We start from the raw sequence: 15,955 nt of genomic DNA on the forward strand, positions 1-15,955 counted from the left end.
GGCGGCTCATCACAATCCCGGCATGGATCCGATCACCCTCACCACCGACCGCCTGCGCCTGCGGAACTTCGTCCCCGAGGACGTCGACGCGGTGTACGCCATCTGTCAGGACCCGGACATCCGGCGCTGGACGGTCGTCCCCGACCCCTATACGCGGCAGGACGCCGAGCTCTTCCTGAACCGCCTCGTGCCCGAGGGCTGGCGCGAGGACACCGAGTACGCCTTCGCCGTCGAGCCGCTGGCCGGCGGCCCGCTGCTCGCCGCCGTCTCCCTGACCAGTCGCGGCATGGGCGTCTGGGAGGTCGGCTACTGGCTGGCCGGTGAGCACCGCGGCAGCGGCTACATGACGGAGACCGTCCGGGCCGTCGCCCACTGGGCCTTCACCGGACTCGGCTGCACCCGCCTCGTCTGGCGTGCCGAGATCGGGAACACCGGCTCGCGCGCGGTGGCCGAGCGGGTCGGCTTCGTCGTCGAGGGCGCCCAGCGCGCCGGCCTCACCAACAAGGGGACGCTCCGGGACAGCTGGATCGCCGCCCTGATCCCCTCCGACTTCGGCCTCCCGAGCCCCCTGCCCTACCTCCCGGCCCGCGACCTGCCGGCCCCCTCCTGAGCCCCGGCCCCCCGTCCGCCGAGGGGAACTGTCAGTGCCGGGGCCTAGGGTGCGGTCCATGACGACTGTGCCGCGCCCCGCCGCCGAACTGTCCGCCGACGACGCCCGCCGGATCGCGCTGCGAGCCCAGGGCTTCCTGGGTGCGCCCGACCGCCGCGCCGGGGTGCGCGGCGTGCTGCGCGGGCTCGGCCAGGTCCAGCTCGACACGATCTCCGTCCTCGCCCGCTCGCACGAGCTCATTCCGTACGCGCGCCTGGGCGCCGTCGGCCGTACGACGGTCGAGGACGCCTACTGGACCGGCTCCCACGCCTTCGAGTACTGGTCGCACGCGGCCTGTGTGCTGCCCATCGAGGAGTGGCCGCACTTCGCCTTCCGCAGGCGCGCCTACCGCAACCGCCCGCACTGGGGCCACGAGCTGTCGGCGGGGGCGTACGACAAGGTGATCGACCAGCTGCGCGCCGAGGGGCCGCGGACGGCGACCGAGCTGGGCGGCGCGAAGAACAAGGGCGAGTGGTGGGACTGGTCGGACGCCAAGATCGCCGTCGAGCGGGCGCTGATGTACGGCGAGGTGGTCGTGGTCGAGCGGCGCGGCTGGAAGCGGGTGTACGACCTGGCGGAGCGGGCGATCCCGCAGACGCTGCTCCACGACGACCTGGACGACACCGAGTGCGTGCGACGCCTCGTCCGCCAGGCGGGCGAGGCGCTGGGCGTGGGCACACGCACGGACATCGCCGACTACCACCGGCTCAAGGGGGAGCAGTTCGACGCGGTGGTCGAGGCGGCGGGCCTGGTGCCGGTCACGGTGGCGGGCTGGGGGAAGCCCGCCTGGGCGGACCCGGCGGCGCTGGCCTCGGAGCCGCGCGGCCGGCACCGTACGACCCTGCTGTCGCCGTTCGACTCGTTGATCTGGGAGCGGCCCCGCACGGAGCGGATCTTCGGCTTCACGCACCGCCTGGAGGCGTACGTGCCGAAGCAGAAGCGGATCCACGGCTACTTCGCGATGCCGGTCCTGGCAGGCGGCCGTCTGGTCGGCCGGGTGGACCCCGCGCGGGAGGGCGGGACGCTCGTCGCCCGCCAGGTGACGCTCGACGGCCCGAAGGCCGTACCGGCGGTGGCGCGGGCGCTGCGCGAGGCGGCCGAATGGGTCGGCTGCGACGCGGTGAGGGTGGAGCGGGTGGACGCCCCGGGTCTTGCGAAGGACCTGGTGGCGGCGCTGGGCTAGCCCGGCCGGCTACCGGATCTCGAGGATCTTCTCCCGCATCGCGTAGACCACGGCCTCCATCCGGGAGTGCAGCTGCAGCTTCTCCAGGATGTTCCGGACGTGGTTCTTCACCGTGTTCTCGGAGATGAACAACTCCTTGGCGATGTCCCGGTTGTTCATCCCGGTCGCGACGAGCTTGAGGACCTCCAGCTCACGGTCGGTCAGCCGGGGCGCGGGCACGAGCCTGCGCTCGTCGGTGCGCTGGATCATCGACTTGAACTCGGTGAGGAGCTTCGACGCCATCGAGGGGCTGATCTGCGACTGGCCGTCGGCGACCGCGCGGATCGCCGTCGCGACCTCGTCGGTGGAGATCTCCTTGAGGAGGTAGCCGGTGGCCCCCGCCTTGATCGCGTCGTAGAGGTCGGCCTCCTCGTCGCTGATCGTCAGCATGATGATCTTCGCGCTGGGGGCCACCTCCTTGATGGAGGTGCACGCCTCGATGCCGCCGCGCCGGGGCATCCGTACGTCCATCAGGACGATGTCCGGCAGCAGATCGGCCGCCTTGTCGACGGCCTCCGCCCCGTCACCGGCCTCCCCGACGACCTGGATGTCCTCCTCCTGCGCGAGGACGATCTCGAGTCCGCGGCGGAAGAGCGCATGGTCGTCCACGACGAGGACTCGGATCGGCTCCTTGCGGAATGCGCCGCTGTCCGAATCCGATCCCTCCGGGATCGCACCACCGTGCTCGCGCCCGCTGAGCACCGGCCCGAAGCTGTCCGCCATCGTTCCTCCCCCTGAAGGCCGTGGCCTGAATTCGTTTCCGGTCCTCCAACCGCTACTCAGGGAGCACCGGTTGGCGTGCACGCCATGCTTTCATGCTCCGGCGGCTACGGGGTGATCCGCGGGCGCACGGGGGTGCCCCTGGGGGGCGCGAAGGGCACTCCAGGGGCACCGTGAGGGGCAATTGGGGTGTGGGGGGCGCGAGACGGCGGTCAGCCGCCGAGTGCACCACCGGCGCCGCCACCCTCGGCGAGCGGGTCGCTCTCCACGTGGATGACGCCGTAGTCGTACGCGTGTCGGCGGTAGACGACACTCGGCTGCTTCGTGTCGGAGTCGACGAAGAGGTAGAAGTCGTGTCCGACCAGCTCCATCTCGTAGAGAGCCTGGTCGAGCGTCATCGGTGCGGCCCGGTGGGTCTTCTCGCGGACCACCAGCGGGCCTTCGCCCTGGACTTCGATCGAGCCCATCATCGTGGTGGGCACCTTGTCGGACTCGTCGGCGACGAGCTGGCCGTCTCCGTTGAGCTGGGCGGCGCCGGGCACCACGTCCCCGACCTCCGCCGCCGAAAGCCTGCCGTTTCCACGGCGGGTGTACCGCTTGTCGTGCTGCTTGCGCAGTCGTGCCTCGAGCTTGTCGCTGGCGAGGTCGAGGGCCGCGTACGGGTCCGCCGCCGCGGCTTCCGCCCGGATCACCGGGCCTCGGGAGTGGAGGGTGATCTCCACGCGGTCGGACCTGTCGGCCTGCCGCGGGTTGTGTTCCTTGGACACCTCGACGTCGAGGCTGATCACCTTGCCGTCGAGCTTCTGGATCTTCTCCAGCTTCAGCTTCTCGGCCACGTGCTTGCGGAACCGCTCGGGCACCTCGGTCTTGCGGCCCTTGACGACGATGTCCACGCAGAACTCCGTTCCCGGATCGCCCTGGTCGGCTCTCTCGGCCGCAGGGCTTCTCCCTTTGCACCAGACTCCGGTGGTTACCGGAGCTCGGACTCGGCGACTTTCACCTCCTCCTCCCCAGTCGACAAGATCCCCACCCCATCGACAAGAGGTTAATTCGCCCTGAACTCCTGTCCTGTAGGCGCAACCATGTATTCGGCTAGGCGATGGCTTTCGCCATTCCTCACAACCGAACATAGCCCCTTCGGACGGGTGTCGGCACCCGGTACCGCGACATACCTCCGTTCGGGCACCTTCACCTCTCACCACCTGCAACGTTCCAAGTTCCTTGCGAGTTCCGGTTTATTTCGAACGAAGCGGGAGAGGATGCGATCACAGCCGCCGCCCGCTGTTCGAATCCGCGCTGCGCCGAACCACTCGGTAAGCCGTGCGGTATTCCAGGAATGAACGGAAGGTGTACGCCTCCGAGGGCGCGCGCCGCCTCCGCAAGCGAGGCGCCCGTGGTCATCAGATCGTCGACGAGCACCACCTTTCCCGCCCGGAGCAGCCGCCCGCCGCCGGGCACGACCTCCAGTGCGCCGGAGAGGTTCGCGAGCCGTCCGCGCGCCCCGAGACCCGCCTGGTCCGCCACGTGCCGCCGCTGCCGCAGCACCGGCACGACCCGCGCCTGTCGCCCCGCGCCCCGCAGCCGGGCCGCCGCGGCCAGCGCGATCCGGCGCGTCGGATCGTGGCCACGCGCCCGTACGGAGCGTCGTGAGGAGGGCACCGGTACAAGGAGCAGCGGTCGCGCCGCGAGGCCCTCGGTGCCCCCGGCAGCGGCCTCCACGGCGACGGCAAGGGCGCCGCCCAGGGGGCGGGCGAGGGTGAGCGCCCCGCGTTCCTTGTGGGCGATGAGCAGTTCGCGTACGGCATCGGCGTACGGCGCGACGGCATGGACGACGGGCAGCCCCGCCGGCTCGGGCGACGGCCGGACCCTGCGCGGCCCCTCCCCCGCCCCGGTCAACGCGGCCTCGCACGACGGGCACAGCTCGGTGCGCTGCCTGCCGCAGCCTCCGCAGGCGACCGGCAGCACCAGCCCGGCGATCTCGCGCCACCACCCCCGCATGGCTCCACTGTGCGCCTTCCCGGGCGCCTCGGCCACCCCTGTGGAAAACGCCCACGGGTGCCCCCGGAGTACGTCAGGTACCCGGTACGGATGGCGGCCGCCACCCCGGAAAGACCGCCACCCCGGACGGGCCGCCCCCGGACGGGCCGCCCCCGGACAGGCCGCTACCCCGGATAGACGGGCGAGGTCCCGGTCTTGACCACGGGCTGCCAGTTCGTGCCCGGCACGAGCCGCACGATGCCGTCGTTGCCGGAGTCGGCGACCAGCGGCACGGAGCCCTTGTACGGCGCGGCCACCGAGGTCACCCCGTTCAGACCGGGGAGCACCGAGGTCGCCGAGGTCGAGCCGTCGGTCTGGAGGTAGCGGATCTGCTGGACGCCGCCCGCCTCCTTGCCGACCACGACGAGCCGGCTCGGACCGGCCCAGGAGACGGCCGTGACCGACTCCATCCGGGGCGCGGCGGGCTGGAGGTCGAGCACGGAGACGACCGGCTCGTCGCCCGGCGTCTGCCGCTGGACCCGGCCGATCTGCAGGGTCGTGTCCCCGCCCCGGGTGACCACGAGCGCGATCCGGACCCCGTCGGCGGAGACCCGCAGCGACTCGATCCTCGCGTCGTCCGCCAGCCACGGCGTACGCACCTTGACGGGGTCACCGGTGCCGTCGGGCACCATCCACAGCTGGGGCGCGGCGGGGTCGCGGTCGGCGATCCACAGATTGCCCCGGCCGTCCCAGCTGGGCGCGGACAGCCGGTCGGTGGGCTTCGCGGCCTTGCTGCGCAGGATCGCCGGGGCCGCCTCCTCCTCGGTGGTGATGGAGGAGACGAACAGCTCGCGGCCGCTCTCCCCGACCCCTGCGGCCCTGTTCTCGCCCCGGTCGACGGCGACCGACCCGAGCCGCAGAGTGCCCTTGCCCAGCGGGCCGGGCACCTCGACGGGCGCGTTGGACTCCTTGCCCGCGCCGACCAGCATCATCAGCTTGCGGTGCTCGTCGACGAAGTACGGGTTCTCGTCCCGGTCCGTGTTCCGCACGGGAGCGAACGCGTCGGTCGCCTGTCCCTTGCCCAGACGGCACAGCGCCTGCCCCTTCGACCCCTGGAGCTCCACCTGCTCGGCGTTCACGGAGGTCAGGTCGCGCAGCGTGAACAGCAGCTGCGCCGCCATCCGACGGCACGGCTCGCCGCCCACCAGGTCCGCCTTGCCGTTCAGCGGCACCTTGAGGGTGGACTGGTCGTCGGGCGTGAGCGTGGTGACGCCCTTCCGCAGCTCCGTACCGGAGGGGAAGCTGGAGTCGACGGCCGGCTTCAGCCAGTCCGTGGGGCCTTCGAGGAGCGCCCTGACCGTCTGCGTCACCGGGTCCATCCGGGTGACGGGGTCCTGGCGCTGCCGGATGTAGACCGGGTCGGCGACGACCCAGTCCTCCCCGGAGGCGAAGTAGTACTTGTTGACCGACCGGTAGTTGCGCAGGAAATCGGCCTCGCCGAGCACCAGGCCCGGCGGCAGGCTGTCGATGCGCCACTCCTTGCCCTTGCCGTTGCCCGAGGGCTGCTGCACGACGTGGATCGACTGGAGGTACGCGGCGGGGCTGTACGGCTGGTACGCGTGCCGGTCGTCCACGGTCGCGATCCTGCGGCCGGAGAGCGGATAGGAACGGCCCTGGTTGTCGGGGTCGGCATTGCGGTCGGCCAGGTCGCGGTTGGGCGCGGTGGTGAGCACGGTGATGCTCTGCTCCGGCTTCCAGGTCCGCGCCGCCTGGTTCGTCAGGTACTTGCGGGCCGTGGCGAAGCCGGGGTCGTCACTGGTCATGGCCTCGAGGAAGCCGTCGACGATCTCGTCCGGGTCCGCGTTCTCCCGGGGCGCCACCGCGTAGACCCGCACCTGCGAGTCGCCCTGGTTGGCCCCCTTGACCGGCTGGACGTCGCCGCTGTCGGGCATGGTCGCGCACCCGGTCACCAGCAGCCCGCCGCAGGCGGCGAGGACCACCGCGCGCGCACTCCGGCCCTGCCCCCGGCCCTGCCCCGGAGGGAGATCCGGATCGGCGTGCCCCACGCGGAAGCCTGGGAAGCACCACACCACGTGCCCCTTTCGGAAGCCCCGCCCCGCGTGCCCCTCTGAGGAGTCAGCGCCCACGTGTCCCGTCCTCCCGCTCCGCGTTCCCGTGTGCGTCGGCCGTGGCCGAACCCGCCCCAGCACCGTCGTTCTCCGCCGCCGCACGCGCCACGACCCGGGCGCCGCTGCCGGGCAGGGCCGTCGGGTCGACGGTCGCCCGCGACGGCGCGGGCAGCCTCGGCGGTACGGGGAGCTGCGGCCGGTCGCCGACGGGCTGCGCCGGCACCGCCGTGAGGCGGGCGTTGTCCTGGGCGCGTCCGGCGGCCGCCTGCTCGCGGTTACGCCGCGAGTCCTCGGGCTCCAGGGGTATCGGGGAGCCCCGCAGCGGCTCGTCCGCGGTCCGCGGCAGGGTGAGCCGGAACTGCGAACCTCCGCCGGGCTCGCCCCAGGCCTGGAGCCAGCCGCCGTGCAGCCGGGCGTCCTCCACCGCGATCGACAGGCCGAGGCCGGTGCCGCCGGTGGTCCGCGCGCGGGCGGGGTCGGCGCGCCAGAAGCGGTTGAACACCCGGGTCGCCTCGCCCGGCTTGAGTCCGACGCCGTAGTCGCGCACCGCGACGGCGACGGCCCCGCCGGCGGCGGCCAGCTTCACCACCACGTCCCTGCCCTCGCCGTGCTCGACGGCGTTGACCACGAGGTTGCGCAGCACCCGCTCGACCCGGCGGGCGTCCGCCTCGGCCACCACGGGCTGCTTGTCGCCGACGACCACGATCCGGGTGCCCTTGCGTTCGGCGAGCGGCTCGGCGCCGCCGATGACCCGGCGCACGACCTGCCGCAGGTCTATCGGCTCGGCCTCCAGAGCGGCCGCTCCCGCGTCGAAGCGGCTGATCTCCAGCAGGTCGGAGAGCAGCGACTCGAAGCGGTCGAGCTGGTCGCCGAGGAGTTCGGCGGAGCGGGCGGTGATCGGGTCGAAGTCGACCCGGGCCTCGTGGATGACGTCGGCGGCCATCCGGACCGTGGTGAGCGGGGTGCGCAGCTCGTGCGAGACGTCCGAGACGAACCGCCGCTGCATCCGTGACAGCTCCTCCAGCTGCTGGATCTTGAGCTGGAGGTTCTGGGCCATCTTGTTGAAGGCCTCGCCCAGCCGGGCGATGTCGTCCTCGCCGGTGACCTTCATGCGTTCCTGGAGGCGGCCGGCCGAGAGCCGCTCGGCGATCCCGGCGGCCATCCGTACGGGGGTGACGACCTGGCGCACCATGAGCCACGCGATGGCGCCGAGCAGCACCATGACGAAGAGCCCGGCGGTCGCGAGGGTGCCCTTGACCAGGGTGAGGGAGTCCTCCTCCTGGGTGAGCGGGAAGAGGTAGTACAGCTCGTACTGGGTGCCCTCGGCGTCGTTCAGCCGCTGGCCGATCACCAGACCGGCCTCGGACGGCTTCCCGCTGGTGTAGTGGATGCGGGTGAACTTCTGGAAGGTGTCCGTGCCCTGGGCCACCGAGTGCCGCAGTTCCGCGGGGATGCTGGTGGTCGGGTCGACCTCCCCGGAGGCACGGGCTCCGCGGCTCGCGGCATCACCGGTGTCGAGGGAGAGCGCGACCACGTTGAACGCGCTCTGCCCACCGCTGGCGAGCTGCTCGACCAGCGTGGAGCGCCAGTTCACGGAGGCACCGGCCCGCGCACCGTCCTGCTGACCGGGCACCGAAGCAGTCGTCGCCGCCCGGTCCTGTGCGGCGGAGAACCCGCCGGCGGCCTGGCTCTGGGCGGCCCTCTCCTTGGCGTCGAGCAGTCCGTTGCGGACCTGGCCGATCACGACCAGGCCGAGCAGCAGCACCACACCGAGCGACATCAGCAGGGTGCCCGCGACGATCCGCAGCTGGATGTTGCGCCGCCACAGCCGCACAGCGGGCAGCAACGGCCGGCGCACCCAGCGCGCGAAGAGCCGGAGAACCGGTCCACCCGGCGTCCCGTCCCGGAACAGCCGTCCGCCCCGCGGCGGACGGCCGGAACGCGAGCCCCCCCGCCCCGGTCCGGCAGCCCGCCCCGTACGGTCTCCCGGGTCCCCGGGCTTCGGAGCAGTACTGCCTGTACTCATGTCAGCTCGGTCCCGCCTTGTATCCGACGCCACGCACGGTCACCACGATCTCCGGCCTCTCGGGGTCCTTCTCGACCTTCGAGCGCAGCCGCTGCACGTGCACGTTCACCAGCCGGGTGTCTGCCGCGTGGCGGTAGCCCCAGACCTGCTCGAGGAGCACCTCACGGGTGAACACCTGCCACGGCTTGCGCGCCAGCGCGACGAGCAGGTCGAACTCCAGCGGGGTCAGGGCGATGGACTGCCCGTCCCGCTTCACGGAGTGCCCCGCCACGTCGATGACCAGGTCACCGATGGTGAGCTGCTCGGGCGCCGGCTCCTCGGACCTCCGCAGCCGCGCCCGGATACGGGCCACGAGCTCCTTCGGCTTGAACGGCTTGACGATGTAGTCGTCGGCCCCGGACTCCAGACCCACGACCACGTCGACCGTGTCGCTCTTCGCGGTGAGCATGACGATCGGCACACCCGACTCGGCCCTGATCAGGCGGCACACCTCGATGCCGTCCCTCCCGGGCAGCATCAGGTCGAGCAGCACCAGGTCAGGCTTGGCCTCCCGGAATGCGGCAAGCGCCTTGTCACCGTCCGCGACGAACGACGGCTCGAACCCTTCACCCCGCAGCACGATGCCGAGCATCTCGGCCAGTGCGGTGTCGTCGTCGACGACAAGAACGCGTCCCTTCATATCGACATCATCCCATTAGCCAATCGTTACCTGCCGTGACGTGCCCCACAGCGTCTCCCCCAGCCCGGACCGCGATCCCGTCGACCACGCCCCGCTCGGCCCGCCACCGCACGGTTCGCGCGAGATGATCGGGTATCCGCACAGTGTGCCGTCTGCCGCTCGCACAATGAAGGTCCGGACAAAGGTACGAAGGTCACGGACGCTCCGGACCACGGGCGGGTCCCGCGTGGCACGATGGCACCCGGCCCGCCGCCGTGTCAGGTGTCGGCCGCCGTGACCGAGCCGGTTCGCCGATCCGGCACCGCGACCATTCCTCCGAGGTGGACGACCGTGAACGACACTCCGGGCTGGACCTCGCCCGGATCCGCCCCCTCCGACGACCAGGACGGCTCCGGGGTCCCCCGGCCCGCCGCTCCGGCCGACGCGAACGGCTCCGCCCCTCAGTGGTCCAAGGACCGGCCGCCCGCCGGCCAGTGGTCCCCGCCGACCGGCCAGACCCCGCCCCCGGCCCACGGCCAGGGCCAGGGCCAGGGCCAGGGCTGGGGGGCTCCTCCGCCGAACGCCCACTGGGGCCGGCCGCCGGCCGCGAAGCCCGGAGTGATCCCGCTGCGCCCGCTGGGCATGGGCGAGATCCTCGACGGCGCGGTGAAGACCCTCCGCACCTACTGGCGCACCGTGCTGGCCATCACGGTCACGGTCGCGGTGATCTCCCAGATCGCCGACATCCTGGCCCAGCGCTACCTCGCCCCCGACGTTCCGGCGGCGAGCCCGGACGCCACCCCCGCCGAAGCGCTCGAGCAGTCCCTCGACGCGGCCCAGTCGTCCCTGATCGGCCTGGGCCCCGCCCTCCTCGTGACGCTGATGGCATCCCTGGTCAGCGCCGCCCTGCTGACCGTCGTCATCAGCCGCGCCGTCCTCGGCCGCCCGGTCTCCCTCGGCGCCGCCTGGCAGGAGGCCCGGCCGCGGCTCCTCCAGCTCATCGGCCTGACCCTGCTGCTCGCGGCGATGAGCTCCGCCATCGTCATGGTCGGCCTGCTCCCCGGTCTTCTGATCGGCGGCGCCGCAGGTGTGGCCCTGACCCTCCTCGGCGGTCTCGGCGCCCTGGTTGCGGCCGTCTGGCTGATGATCCGCTTCAGCCTGGCCTCCCCCGCCCTGATGCTGGAGCGCGGCGGCGTGATCCAGTCGCTGAAGCGCTCGGCGAAGCTGGTTCGGGGCACGTGGTGGCGCATCTTCGGCATCACGCTCCTCACCCAGCTGCTGATCTTCATCTTCTCCATGATCATCGCGATCCCGTTCACCATCATCGGCATCGCGGTCGACGGAGACGGCTTCTCCGACATGCTCTCCGGCACGTCCACCACCTTCGGCTGGCCTTTCCTGATCATCACGGGCATCGGCGGTGTGATCACCAGCGCGATCACCTACCCGATCTCGGCCGGTGTCACGGTCCTCCTCTACGTGGACCAGCGCATCCGCCGCGAAGCCCTGGACCTCGAACTGGCACGGGCCGCGGGCATCTCCGGCTACGGCCCCACCCCGGGCACCCAGACCGTCGGAGGCTGATGCCGTGACGGTCACGGGGGGAGCGACCACGGCACTGGCGCGGCTCCGCGCCGACGACGACATCCCGGTGGACATCTCCCGCGTCCCCGCCCAGGAGGCGGCGGAACGGGAGCTGTCCAAGCCGATGTACCACGAGAACGACCCGAACCTCCTCCAGCGCGGCCTCGACCGCTTCTGGGAGTGGGTCGGCGACCTCTTCGACGCCGCCTCGGATGCCACGCCCGGCGGCGTGATCGGCCTCGTCGTGGTCGTCCTGTTCGTCATCACCGCGGTCGCCGCCCTCTGGTGGCGCCTCGGCACCCCCCACCGCGCACCCGGCACCACCGGCGACTCCCTCTTCGCGGACGGCCCCCGAACCGCCCGCGACCACCGCTCGGCCGCCACCCGCCACGCCTCCGCCGGCCGCTGGAACCAGGCCGTCCAGGAACGCACCCGGGCCATCGTCCGCTCCCTCGAGGAGCGCGCCCTGCTCGACCCCCGCCCCGGCCGCACCGCGGACGAGGCCGCCGCCGAAGCGAGCCGCTCCCTCCCCGCCCACGCGGACGACCTGCGCCTCGCCGTCCGCGTCTTCGACGACGTCACATACGGCGGCCGCACCGCCGACGAGCCCGCGTACCGCCGCATCGAGGAACTGGACACCGCCCTGGAGCGCACCCGTCCCACCCTCGACACCGCCTCCACGGGGACGCCCGCATGAGCCGCCCGGCCACCAGCACCACGTCGACCGCCCCCTCCCCCCGCCAGCTCTGGACCCGAGCCCGCGGCGCGGCCCTCGTCCTCGCCCTGATCCTCATCGGCGGCCTGGCCCTCGCGACACTGCGGTCCTCCGACGCCCACGGCTCCCTCGACCCCCGCTCCGCCGATCCGAACGGCAGCCGGGCCGTCGCCGAACTCCTCAAGACCCGTGGCATCGAGCTCACCCTCGTCACCACGCTCGACGAGGCCACCGCCGCGACCGACCCCGACACGACACTCCTGGTCACCACACCCGACCTGCTGACGCAGTCTCAGCAGTCCACGCTCCGCCGGACCATGACGAGCTCCACCGGCCGCACGGTCCTCGTAGGCGCGGGCCGGCCCTCCCTCGACACCCTCGCCCCGGGAGTCACCAGCTCCACCAGCACCCCCGTGGACAACCGCGCCCCCTCCTGCACCCTGGCGGAGGCCACCCGCGCCGGCAGCGCGGACCTCGGCGGCGAGCGCTACCTCACCGCCCCCGGCACCACCGCGGACTCCTGCTACCTCTCCGACGGCCTGCCGACCCTGCTCCGCCTCCCCGGGCAGGACACCACCGACACCGTCCTCCTCGGCTCGCCCGACATCCTCTACAACAAGCGTCTCGACCAGCAGGGCAACGCCTCGCTCGCCCTGCAACTCCTCGGCTCCCGGCCCCATCTCGTCTGGTACCTCCCCTCCCTGGCCGATGCCTCCGCCACCGCCGACGCACCCGCCGACGGCACCACGGGCGACTTCCTCTCCCTCATCCCCTCCGGCTGGCTGTGGGGCACACTCCAGCTCGCGATCGCGGCCCTGCTCGCCGCCATCTGGCGCGCCCGCCGCCTCGGCCCCCTGGTGACCGAACGCCTCCCCGTCGCCCTCCGCGCCTCCGAGGCCACCGAGGGCCGCGCCCGCCTCTACCGCAAGGCGAACGCCCGCGACCGCGCCGCCTCGGTGCTGCGCACCGCGACCCGCACCCGGATCGCCCCGCTGCTCGGCGTCGCCGTCCAGGACGCCCACTCCGCGGATCGCCTCCTCCCCGCACTCTCCGCCCGTCTCCCCGAGACCACCGCGGACCCCCGCCATCTCCTCTTCGGACCGGCTCCCGCCGACGACGCCACTCTCATCCGCCTGGCGGACCAACTCGACGCCCTCGAAAGAGAGGTACGCACCTCATGAGCGCCCCGACCCCCGAGACCGTTGCGAACTCGGACAGCGCCCGCGCCTCCCTGGAGGCCCTGCGCACCGAGATCGGAAAGGCCGTGGTCGGCCAGGACCCCGCCGTCACCGGTCTCGTCGTCGCCCTGCTCTGCCGCGGACACGTCCTCCTCGAAGGCGTGCCCGGCGTCGCGAAGACCCTGCTGGTCCGCTCGCTCGCCGCCGCACTCGAACTCGACACCAAGCGCGTCCAGTTCACCCCCGACCTGATGCCGAGCGACGTGACCGGCTCCCTGGTCTACGACACCCGGACCTCCGAGTTCTCCTTCCAGCCCGGCCCGGTCTTCACGAATCTCCTGCTCGCCGACGAGATCAACCGCACGCCCCCGAAGACCCAGGCCTCCCTCCTGGAGGCGATGGAGGAACGTCAGGTCACGGTCGACGGCACCCCGCGCGCCCTGCCCGAACCCTTCCTGGTGGCCGCGACCCAGAACCCCGTCGAGTACGAGGGCACCTACCCCCTCCCCGAAGCCCAACTGGACCGCTTCCTCCTGAAGCTGACGGTTCCTCTGCCCTCCCGCGCGGACGAGATCCAGGTCCTCACCCGTCACGCCGAGGGCTTCGACCCCCGTGACCTGAAGGCCGCAGGTGTCCGCCCCGTCGCGGGCCCCGCCGAGCTCGAAGCCGCCCGGGCCGCCGTCGCCAAGGTCTCGGTCTCCGCCGAGATCACCGGCTATGTCGTCGATATCTGCCGTGCCACGCGCGAATCCCCCTCACTCACGCTCGGGGTCTCCCCCCGAGGCGCCACCGCCCTGCTCTCCACCGCCCGCGCCTGGGCCTGGCTCACCGGCCGGGACTACGTCACCCCGGACGATGTGAAGGCCCTCGCTCTCCCCACCCTGCGTCATCGCATCCACCTGCGGCCCGAGGCCGAGATGGAAGGAGTCACCCCCGACTCCGTCATCAACTCGATCCTCGCCCACGTCCCCGTCCCCCGCTGAGGACGGCGCCCCATGGCCCTCACCGGACGAACAGCGCTGCTCGCCGCCCTCGGATCGCTCCCCGTCGGCATCCTCGCCCCCAGCTGGGCGGGGATGCTCGCGGTGAACGCGCCCCTCTCCCTCGCAATTCTGTGCGACTACATCCTGGCGGCGCCAGTACGAACGCTCCAATTCACCCGAAGTGGTGATACATCCGTTCGACTCGGTGACGCGGCCACCGTCCAGCTCACCGTCACCAACCGGTCCCGCCGCCCCCTCCGCGCCCAGCTCCGCGACGCCTGGCCGCCCAGCAGCTGGCTCCCCGGCACCGAACAGGCCTCCTCGCGCCACCGCCTGACGGTCCCCGCCGGCGAACGCCGCCGCCTCACCACGAGCCTGCGCCCGACCCGCCGAGGCGACCGCCGGGCCGAGCGGATCACGGTCCGCTCGTACGGCCCCCTGGGCCTGGCAGCCCGTCAGGGAAACCACGCGGTTCCCTGGACCGTCCGCGTCCTGCCCCCGTTCACCAGCCGCAAGCACCTGCCGTCCCGCCTGGCCCGGCTCCGTGAACTCGACGGCCGCACCAGCGTCCTGACACGCGGTGAAGGCACGGAGTTCGACAGCCTCCGCGAATACGTCCCCGGCGACGACACCCGCTCGATCGACTGGCGGGCCACAGCCCGCCAGACCACGGTCGCCGTCCGCACCTGGCGCCCCGAGCGCGACCGCCACATCCTGATCGTCCTGGACACCGGCCGCACCTCGGCCGGCCGCGTCGGCGACATCCCCCGCCTGGACGCCTCCATGGACGCGGCACTCCTGCTCACCGCGCTCGCGTCACGCGCCGGCGACCGCGTGGACCTCCTGGCCTACGACCGGCGCCTCCGCGCCCAGGTCCAGGGCCGCTCCGCCGGCGACGTCCTCCCCGCCGTGGTCAACGCCCTCGCCCCGCTCGAACCCGAACTGGTGGAGACCGACGCCCACGGCCTGGCCGCGACGGCCCTCGCGCGCGCTCCCCGCCGCTCACTGATCGTCCTTCTGACGAGCCTCGACGCCGCTCCGATCGAGGAGGGTCTCCTCCCGGTCCTGCCGCAGCTCGCCCAGCGCCACACGGTCCTGCTCGCCTCGGTCTCCGACCCCCACATCGCCCGCATGGCGACGACCCGCGGCACCATCGAGGGCGTCTACGAGGCCGCGGCGGCCACCCAGACCCAGTCCCAGCGGTCCCGTACCGCGGACCAGCTCCGCCGCCACGGCGTCACGGTCGTCGACGCCTCCCCCGACACCCTCGCCCCCGCCCTGGCCGACGCGTACCTCGCCCTGAAGGCAGCCGGCCGCCTGTAGAGCCCCAAGCGCCGATGGCCGGCACGGCGAACAACGCCGCACCGGCCATCGATCACGCATGGCGCCCCGAATCAACGGAACACGACAGAGGCCTCCCCGGCCGCGGCACTGAAGGACCCCGGGCACAGGAACGAGCCCGAGACCTTGGTGGCCGTGAAGGGGGTGTTCACGTACTTCCTGGTGGCCCCGTCCCGATTCCAGACGATGTTCGTCACCTTGTAGCGGCAGGAGACGAACGACTGCTTCCCCGTCAGGTCGATGACGTCCGTAGTCGCCGTACCGGCGGCGTCGTCGAAGGTGAAGGCCGGATTGTTGTTGAGCGAGGCGGTGATGCCCCCGCCGCAGGTCAGATTCCCGCCCGGCTTGTTGATCGTGGACCGGTCGACGGCGAGCGCGCTCGGCGGAGTCGCACTGGCGTCGGCACCGGTCCAACTACAGGTGTTCCCAGAGACGACGATCACTCCGTCGACCTCCGCGCCGGCAACGGTGCCGCTCGCATAGGCCGACGCAGGAACACCGATGCCGACCGCCATCACCAGCGCGGCCAAGCCAGTCAGGGTGGGGGTGTACTTCATGTCGCTCTCCTTGCCACAGCTTGTGGGTGGGGGGAACCCAAGCCGCTCCGCGGAGCCGCCGGGTTCGGAGTGCGCCACGGAGCGTGTCACAGCCGGCATGAGATGTCATGCGCGCATCAATCTTTGGCTGAAAGTAACCGAACGCAAAAATGCCTCAACCCCCGGACAAGGTCCGGGGGTTGAGGCTAAAAATTGTTCGGCGGCGTCCTACTCTCC

14 protein-coding genes are annotated in these 15,955 nt (G+C 72.1%); 7 read left to right on the forward strand and 7 right to left on the reverse strand.

Features of this window, described 5'->3' with window-relative positions; all coding sequences use genetic code 11:
- Nucleotides 1-22 precede the first annotated feature (22 nt).
- The gene (locus E0F75_RS29630; protein ID WP_229314018.1) at nucleotides 23-610 is read left to right on the forward strand and encodes a GNAT family N-acetyltransferase; all 588 of its coding nucleotides are present in this window, start codon (nucleotides 23-25) and stop codon (nucleotides 608-610) included.
- Nucleotides 611-668: 58 nt separating this feature from the next.
- Nucleotides 669-1,832, forward strand: a complete 1,164-nt coding sequence (locus E0F75_RS29635; protein ID WP_229314019.1) for a winged helix-turn-helix domain-containing protein — start codon at nucleotides 669-671, stop codon at nucleotides 1,830-1,832.
- Between the two features lie 9 nt (nucleotides 1,833-1,841).
- On the opposite strand, the gene E0F75_RS29640 is transcribed toward E0F75_RS29635, so the two are convergent.
- The 6 genes from E0F75_RS29640 to mtrA all read right to left on the reverse strand — a co-directional run bounded on the left by E0F75_RS29640 (nucleotide 1,842) and on the right by mtrA (nucleotide 9,402).
- Nucleotides 1,842-2,594, reverse strand: a complete 753-nt coding sequence (locus E0F75_RS29640) for a response regulator transcription factor (protein WP_229314020.1) — start codon at nucleotides 2,592-2,594, stop codon at nucleotides 1,842-1,844.
- Nucleotides 2,595-2,803: 209 nt separating this feature from the next.
- Nucleotides 2,804-3,484, reverse strand: a complete 681-nt coding sequence (gene hpf, locus E0F75_RS29645) for a ribosome hibernation-promoting factor, HPF/YfiA family (protein ID WP_055603779.1) — start codon at nucleotides 3,482-3,484, stop codon at nucleotides 2,804-2,806.
- Between the two features lie 295 nt (nucleotides 3,485-3,779).
- Complete coding sequence (locus E0F75_RS29650; RefSeq protein WP_229314021.1) at nucleotides 3,780-4,589, reverse strand: ComF family protein; 810 nt, start codon at nucleotides 4,587-4,589, stop codon at nucleotides 3,780-3,782.
- A gap of 164 nt (nucleotides 4,590-4,753) precedes the next feature.
- Nucleotides 4,754-6,520 (reverse strand): LpqB family beta-propeller domain-containing protein, encoded by a 1,767-nt coding sequence (locus E0F75_RS29655; RefSeq protein ID WP_229314022.1) that lies wholly within the window; start codon nucleotides 6,518-6,520, stop codon nucleotides 4,754-4,756.
- 184 nt (nucleotides 6,521-6,704) lie between these two features.
- Nucleotides 6,705-8,723, reverse strand: a complete 2,019-nt coding sequence (gene mtrB / locus E0F75_RS29660; protein WP_229314023.1) for an MtrAB system histidine kinase MtrB — start codon at nucleotides 8,721-8,723, stop codon at nucleotides 6,705-6,707.
- A gap of 1 nt (nucleotide 8,724) precedes the next feature.
- Nucleotides 8,725-9,402, reverse strand: coding sequence for a two-component system response regulator MtrA (gene mtrA, locus E0F75_RS29665; protein WP_010356958.1), 678 nt, complete (start codon nucleotides 9,400-9,402; stop codon nucleotides 8,725-8,727).
- 330 nt (nucleotides 9,403-9,732) lie between these two features.
- On the opposite strand from mtrA, the gene E0F75_RS29670 reads away from it, so the two are divergent.
- The 5 genes from E0F75_RS29670 to E0F75_RS29690 are packed head-to-tail and all read left to right on the forward strand — an operon-like array spanning nucleotide 9,733 to nucleotide 15,164.
- Nucleotides 9,733-10,965 carry a hypothetical protein gene (locus E0F75_RS29670; protein ID WP_229314024.1) on the forward strand — a complete coding sequence of 411 codons (1,233 nt, stop codon included), beginning with the start codon at nucleotides 9,733-9,735 and terminating at the stop codon, nucleotides 10,963-10,965.
- A gap of 4 nt (nucleotides 10,966-10,969) precedes the next feature.
- Nucleotides 10,970-11,662 carry a DUF4129 domain-containing protein gene (locus E0F75_RS29675; RefSeq protein WP_229314025.1) on the forward strand — a complete coding sequence of 231 codons (693 nt, stop codon included), beginning with the start codon at nucleotides 10,970-10,972 and terminating at the stop codon, nucleotides 11,660-11,662.
- Nucleotides 11,659-12,861 (forward strand): DUF4350 domain-containing protein, encoded by a 1,203-nt coding sequence (locus E0F75_RS29680; RefSeq protein WP_229314026.1) that lies wholly within the window; start codon nucleotides 11,659-11,661, stop codon nucleotides 12,859-12,861. Before E0F75_RS29675 ends, E0F75_RS29680 begins: the two co-directional genes overlap by 4 nt.
- Nucleotides 12,858-13,841: a MoxR family ATPase gene (locus tag E0F75_RS29685; RefSeq protein ID WP_229314027.1), complete on the forward strand. Its 984-nt coding sequence runs from the start codon at nucleotides 12,858-12,860 to the stop codon at nucleotides 13,839-13,841. Before E0F75_RS29680 ends, E0F75_RS29685 begins: the two co-directional genes overlap by 4 nt.
- Nucleotides 13,842-13,853: 12 nt before the next feature.
- Nucleotides 13,854-15,164 carry a DUF58 domain-containing protein gene (locus E0F75_RS29690; RefSeq protein WP_229314028.1) on the forward strand — a complete coding sequence of 437 codons (1,311 nt, stop codon included), beginning with the start codon at nucleotides 13,854-13,856 and terminating at the stop codon, nucleotides 15,162-15,164.
- A gap of 71 nt (nucleotides 15,165-15,235) precedes the next feature.
- On the opposite strand, the gene E0F75_RS29695 is transcribed toward E0F75_RS29690, so the two are convergent.
- Nucleotides 15,236-15,739: a hypothetical protein gene (locus E0F75_RS29695; protein WP_229314029.1), complete on the reverse strand. Its 504-nt coding sequence runs from the start codon at nucleotides 15,737-15,739 to the stop codon at nucleotides 15,236-15,238.
- Nucleotides 15,740-15,955 lie beyond the last annotated feature (216 nt).

The sequence above is a fragment of the Streptomyces sp. CB02980 genome, from assembly GCF_014451325.2.
In the GTDB taxonomy this organism is placed as follows: Bacteria; Actinomycetota; Actinomycetes; order Streptomycetales; family Streptomycetaceae; genus Streptomyces.

What these genes read in the sequence shown, in the direction of transcription:
- E0F75_RS29630 (WP_229314018.1), top strand. Translation starts at nt 23, where the DNA reads ATGGATCCGATCACCCTCACCACCGACCGCCTGCGCCTGCGGAACTTC.
- E0F75_RS29635 (WP_229314019.1), top strand. Translation starts at nt 669, where the DNA reads ATGACGACTGTGCCGCGCCCCGCCGCCGAACTGTCCGCCGACGACGCC.
- E0F75_RS29640 (WP_229314020.1), bottom strand. Translation starts at nt 2,594, where the DNA reads ATGGCGGACAGCTTCGGGCCGGTGCTCAGCGGGCGCGAGCACGGTGGT.
- E0F75_RS29650 (WP_229314021.1), bottom strand. Translation starts at nt 4,589, where the DNA reads ATGCGGGGGTGGTGGCGCGAGATCGCCGGGCTGGTGCTGCCGGTCGCC.
- E0F75_RS29655 (WP_229314022.1), bottom strand. Translation starts at nt 6,520, where the DNA reads ATGCCCGACAGCGGCGACGTCCAGCCGGTCAAGGGGGCCAACCAGGGC.
- mtrB (WP_229314023.1), bottom strand. Translation starts at nt 8,723, where the DNA reads ATGAGTACAGGCAGTACTGCTCCGAAGCCCGGGGACCCGGGAGACCGT.
- mtrA (WP_010356958.1), bottom strand. Translation starts at nt 9,402, where the DNA reads ATGAAGGGACGCGTTCTTGTCGTCGACGACGACACCGCACTGGCCGAG.
- E0F75_RS29680 (WP_229314026.1), top strand. Translation starts at nt 11,659, where the DNA reads ATGAGCCGCCCGGCCACCAGCACCACGTCGACCGCCCCCTCCCCCCGC.
- E0F75_RS29685 (WP_229314027.1), top strand. Translation starts at nt 12,858, where the DNA reads ATGAGCGCCCCGACCCCCGAGACCGTTGCGAACTCGGACAGCGCCCGC.
- E0F75_RS29690 (WP_229314028.1), top strand. Translation starts at nt 13,854, where the DNA reads ATGGCCCTCACCGGACGAACAGCGCTGCTCGCCGCCCTCGGATCGCTC.
- E0F75_RS29695 (WP_229314029.1), bottom strand. Translation starts at nt 15,739, where the DNA reads ATGAAGTACACCCCCACCCTGACTGGCTTGGCCGCGCTGGTGATGGCG.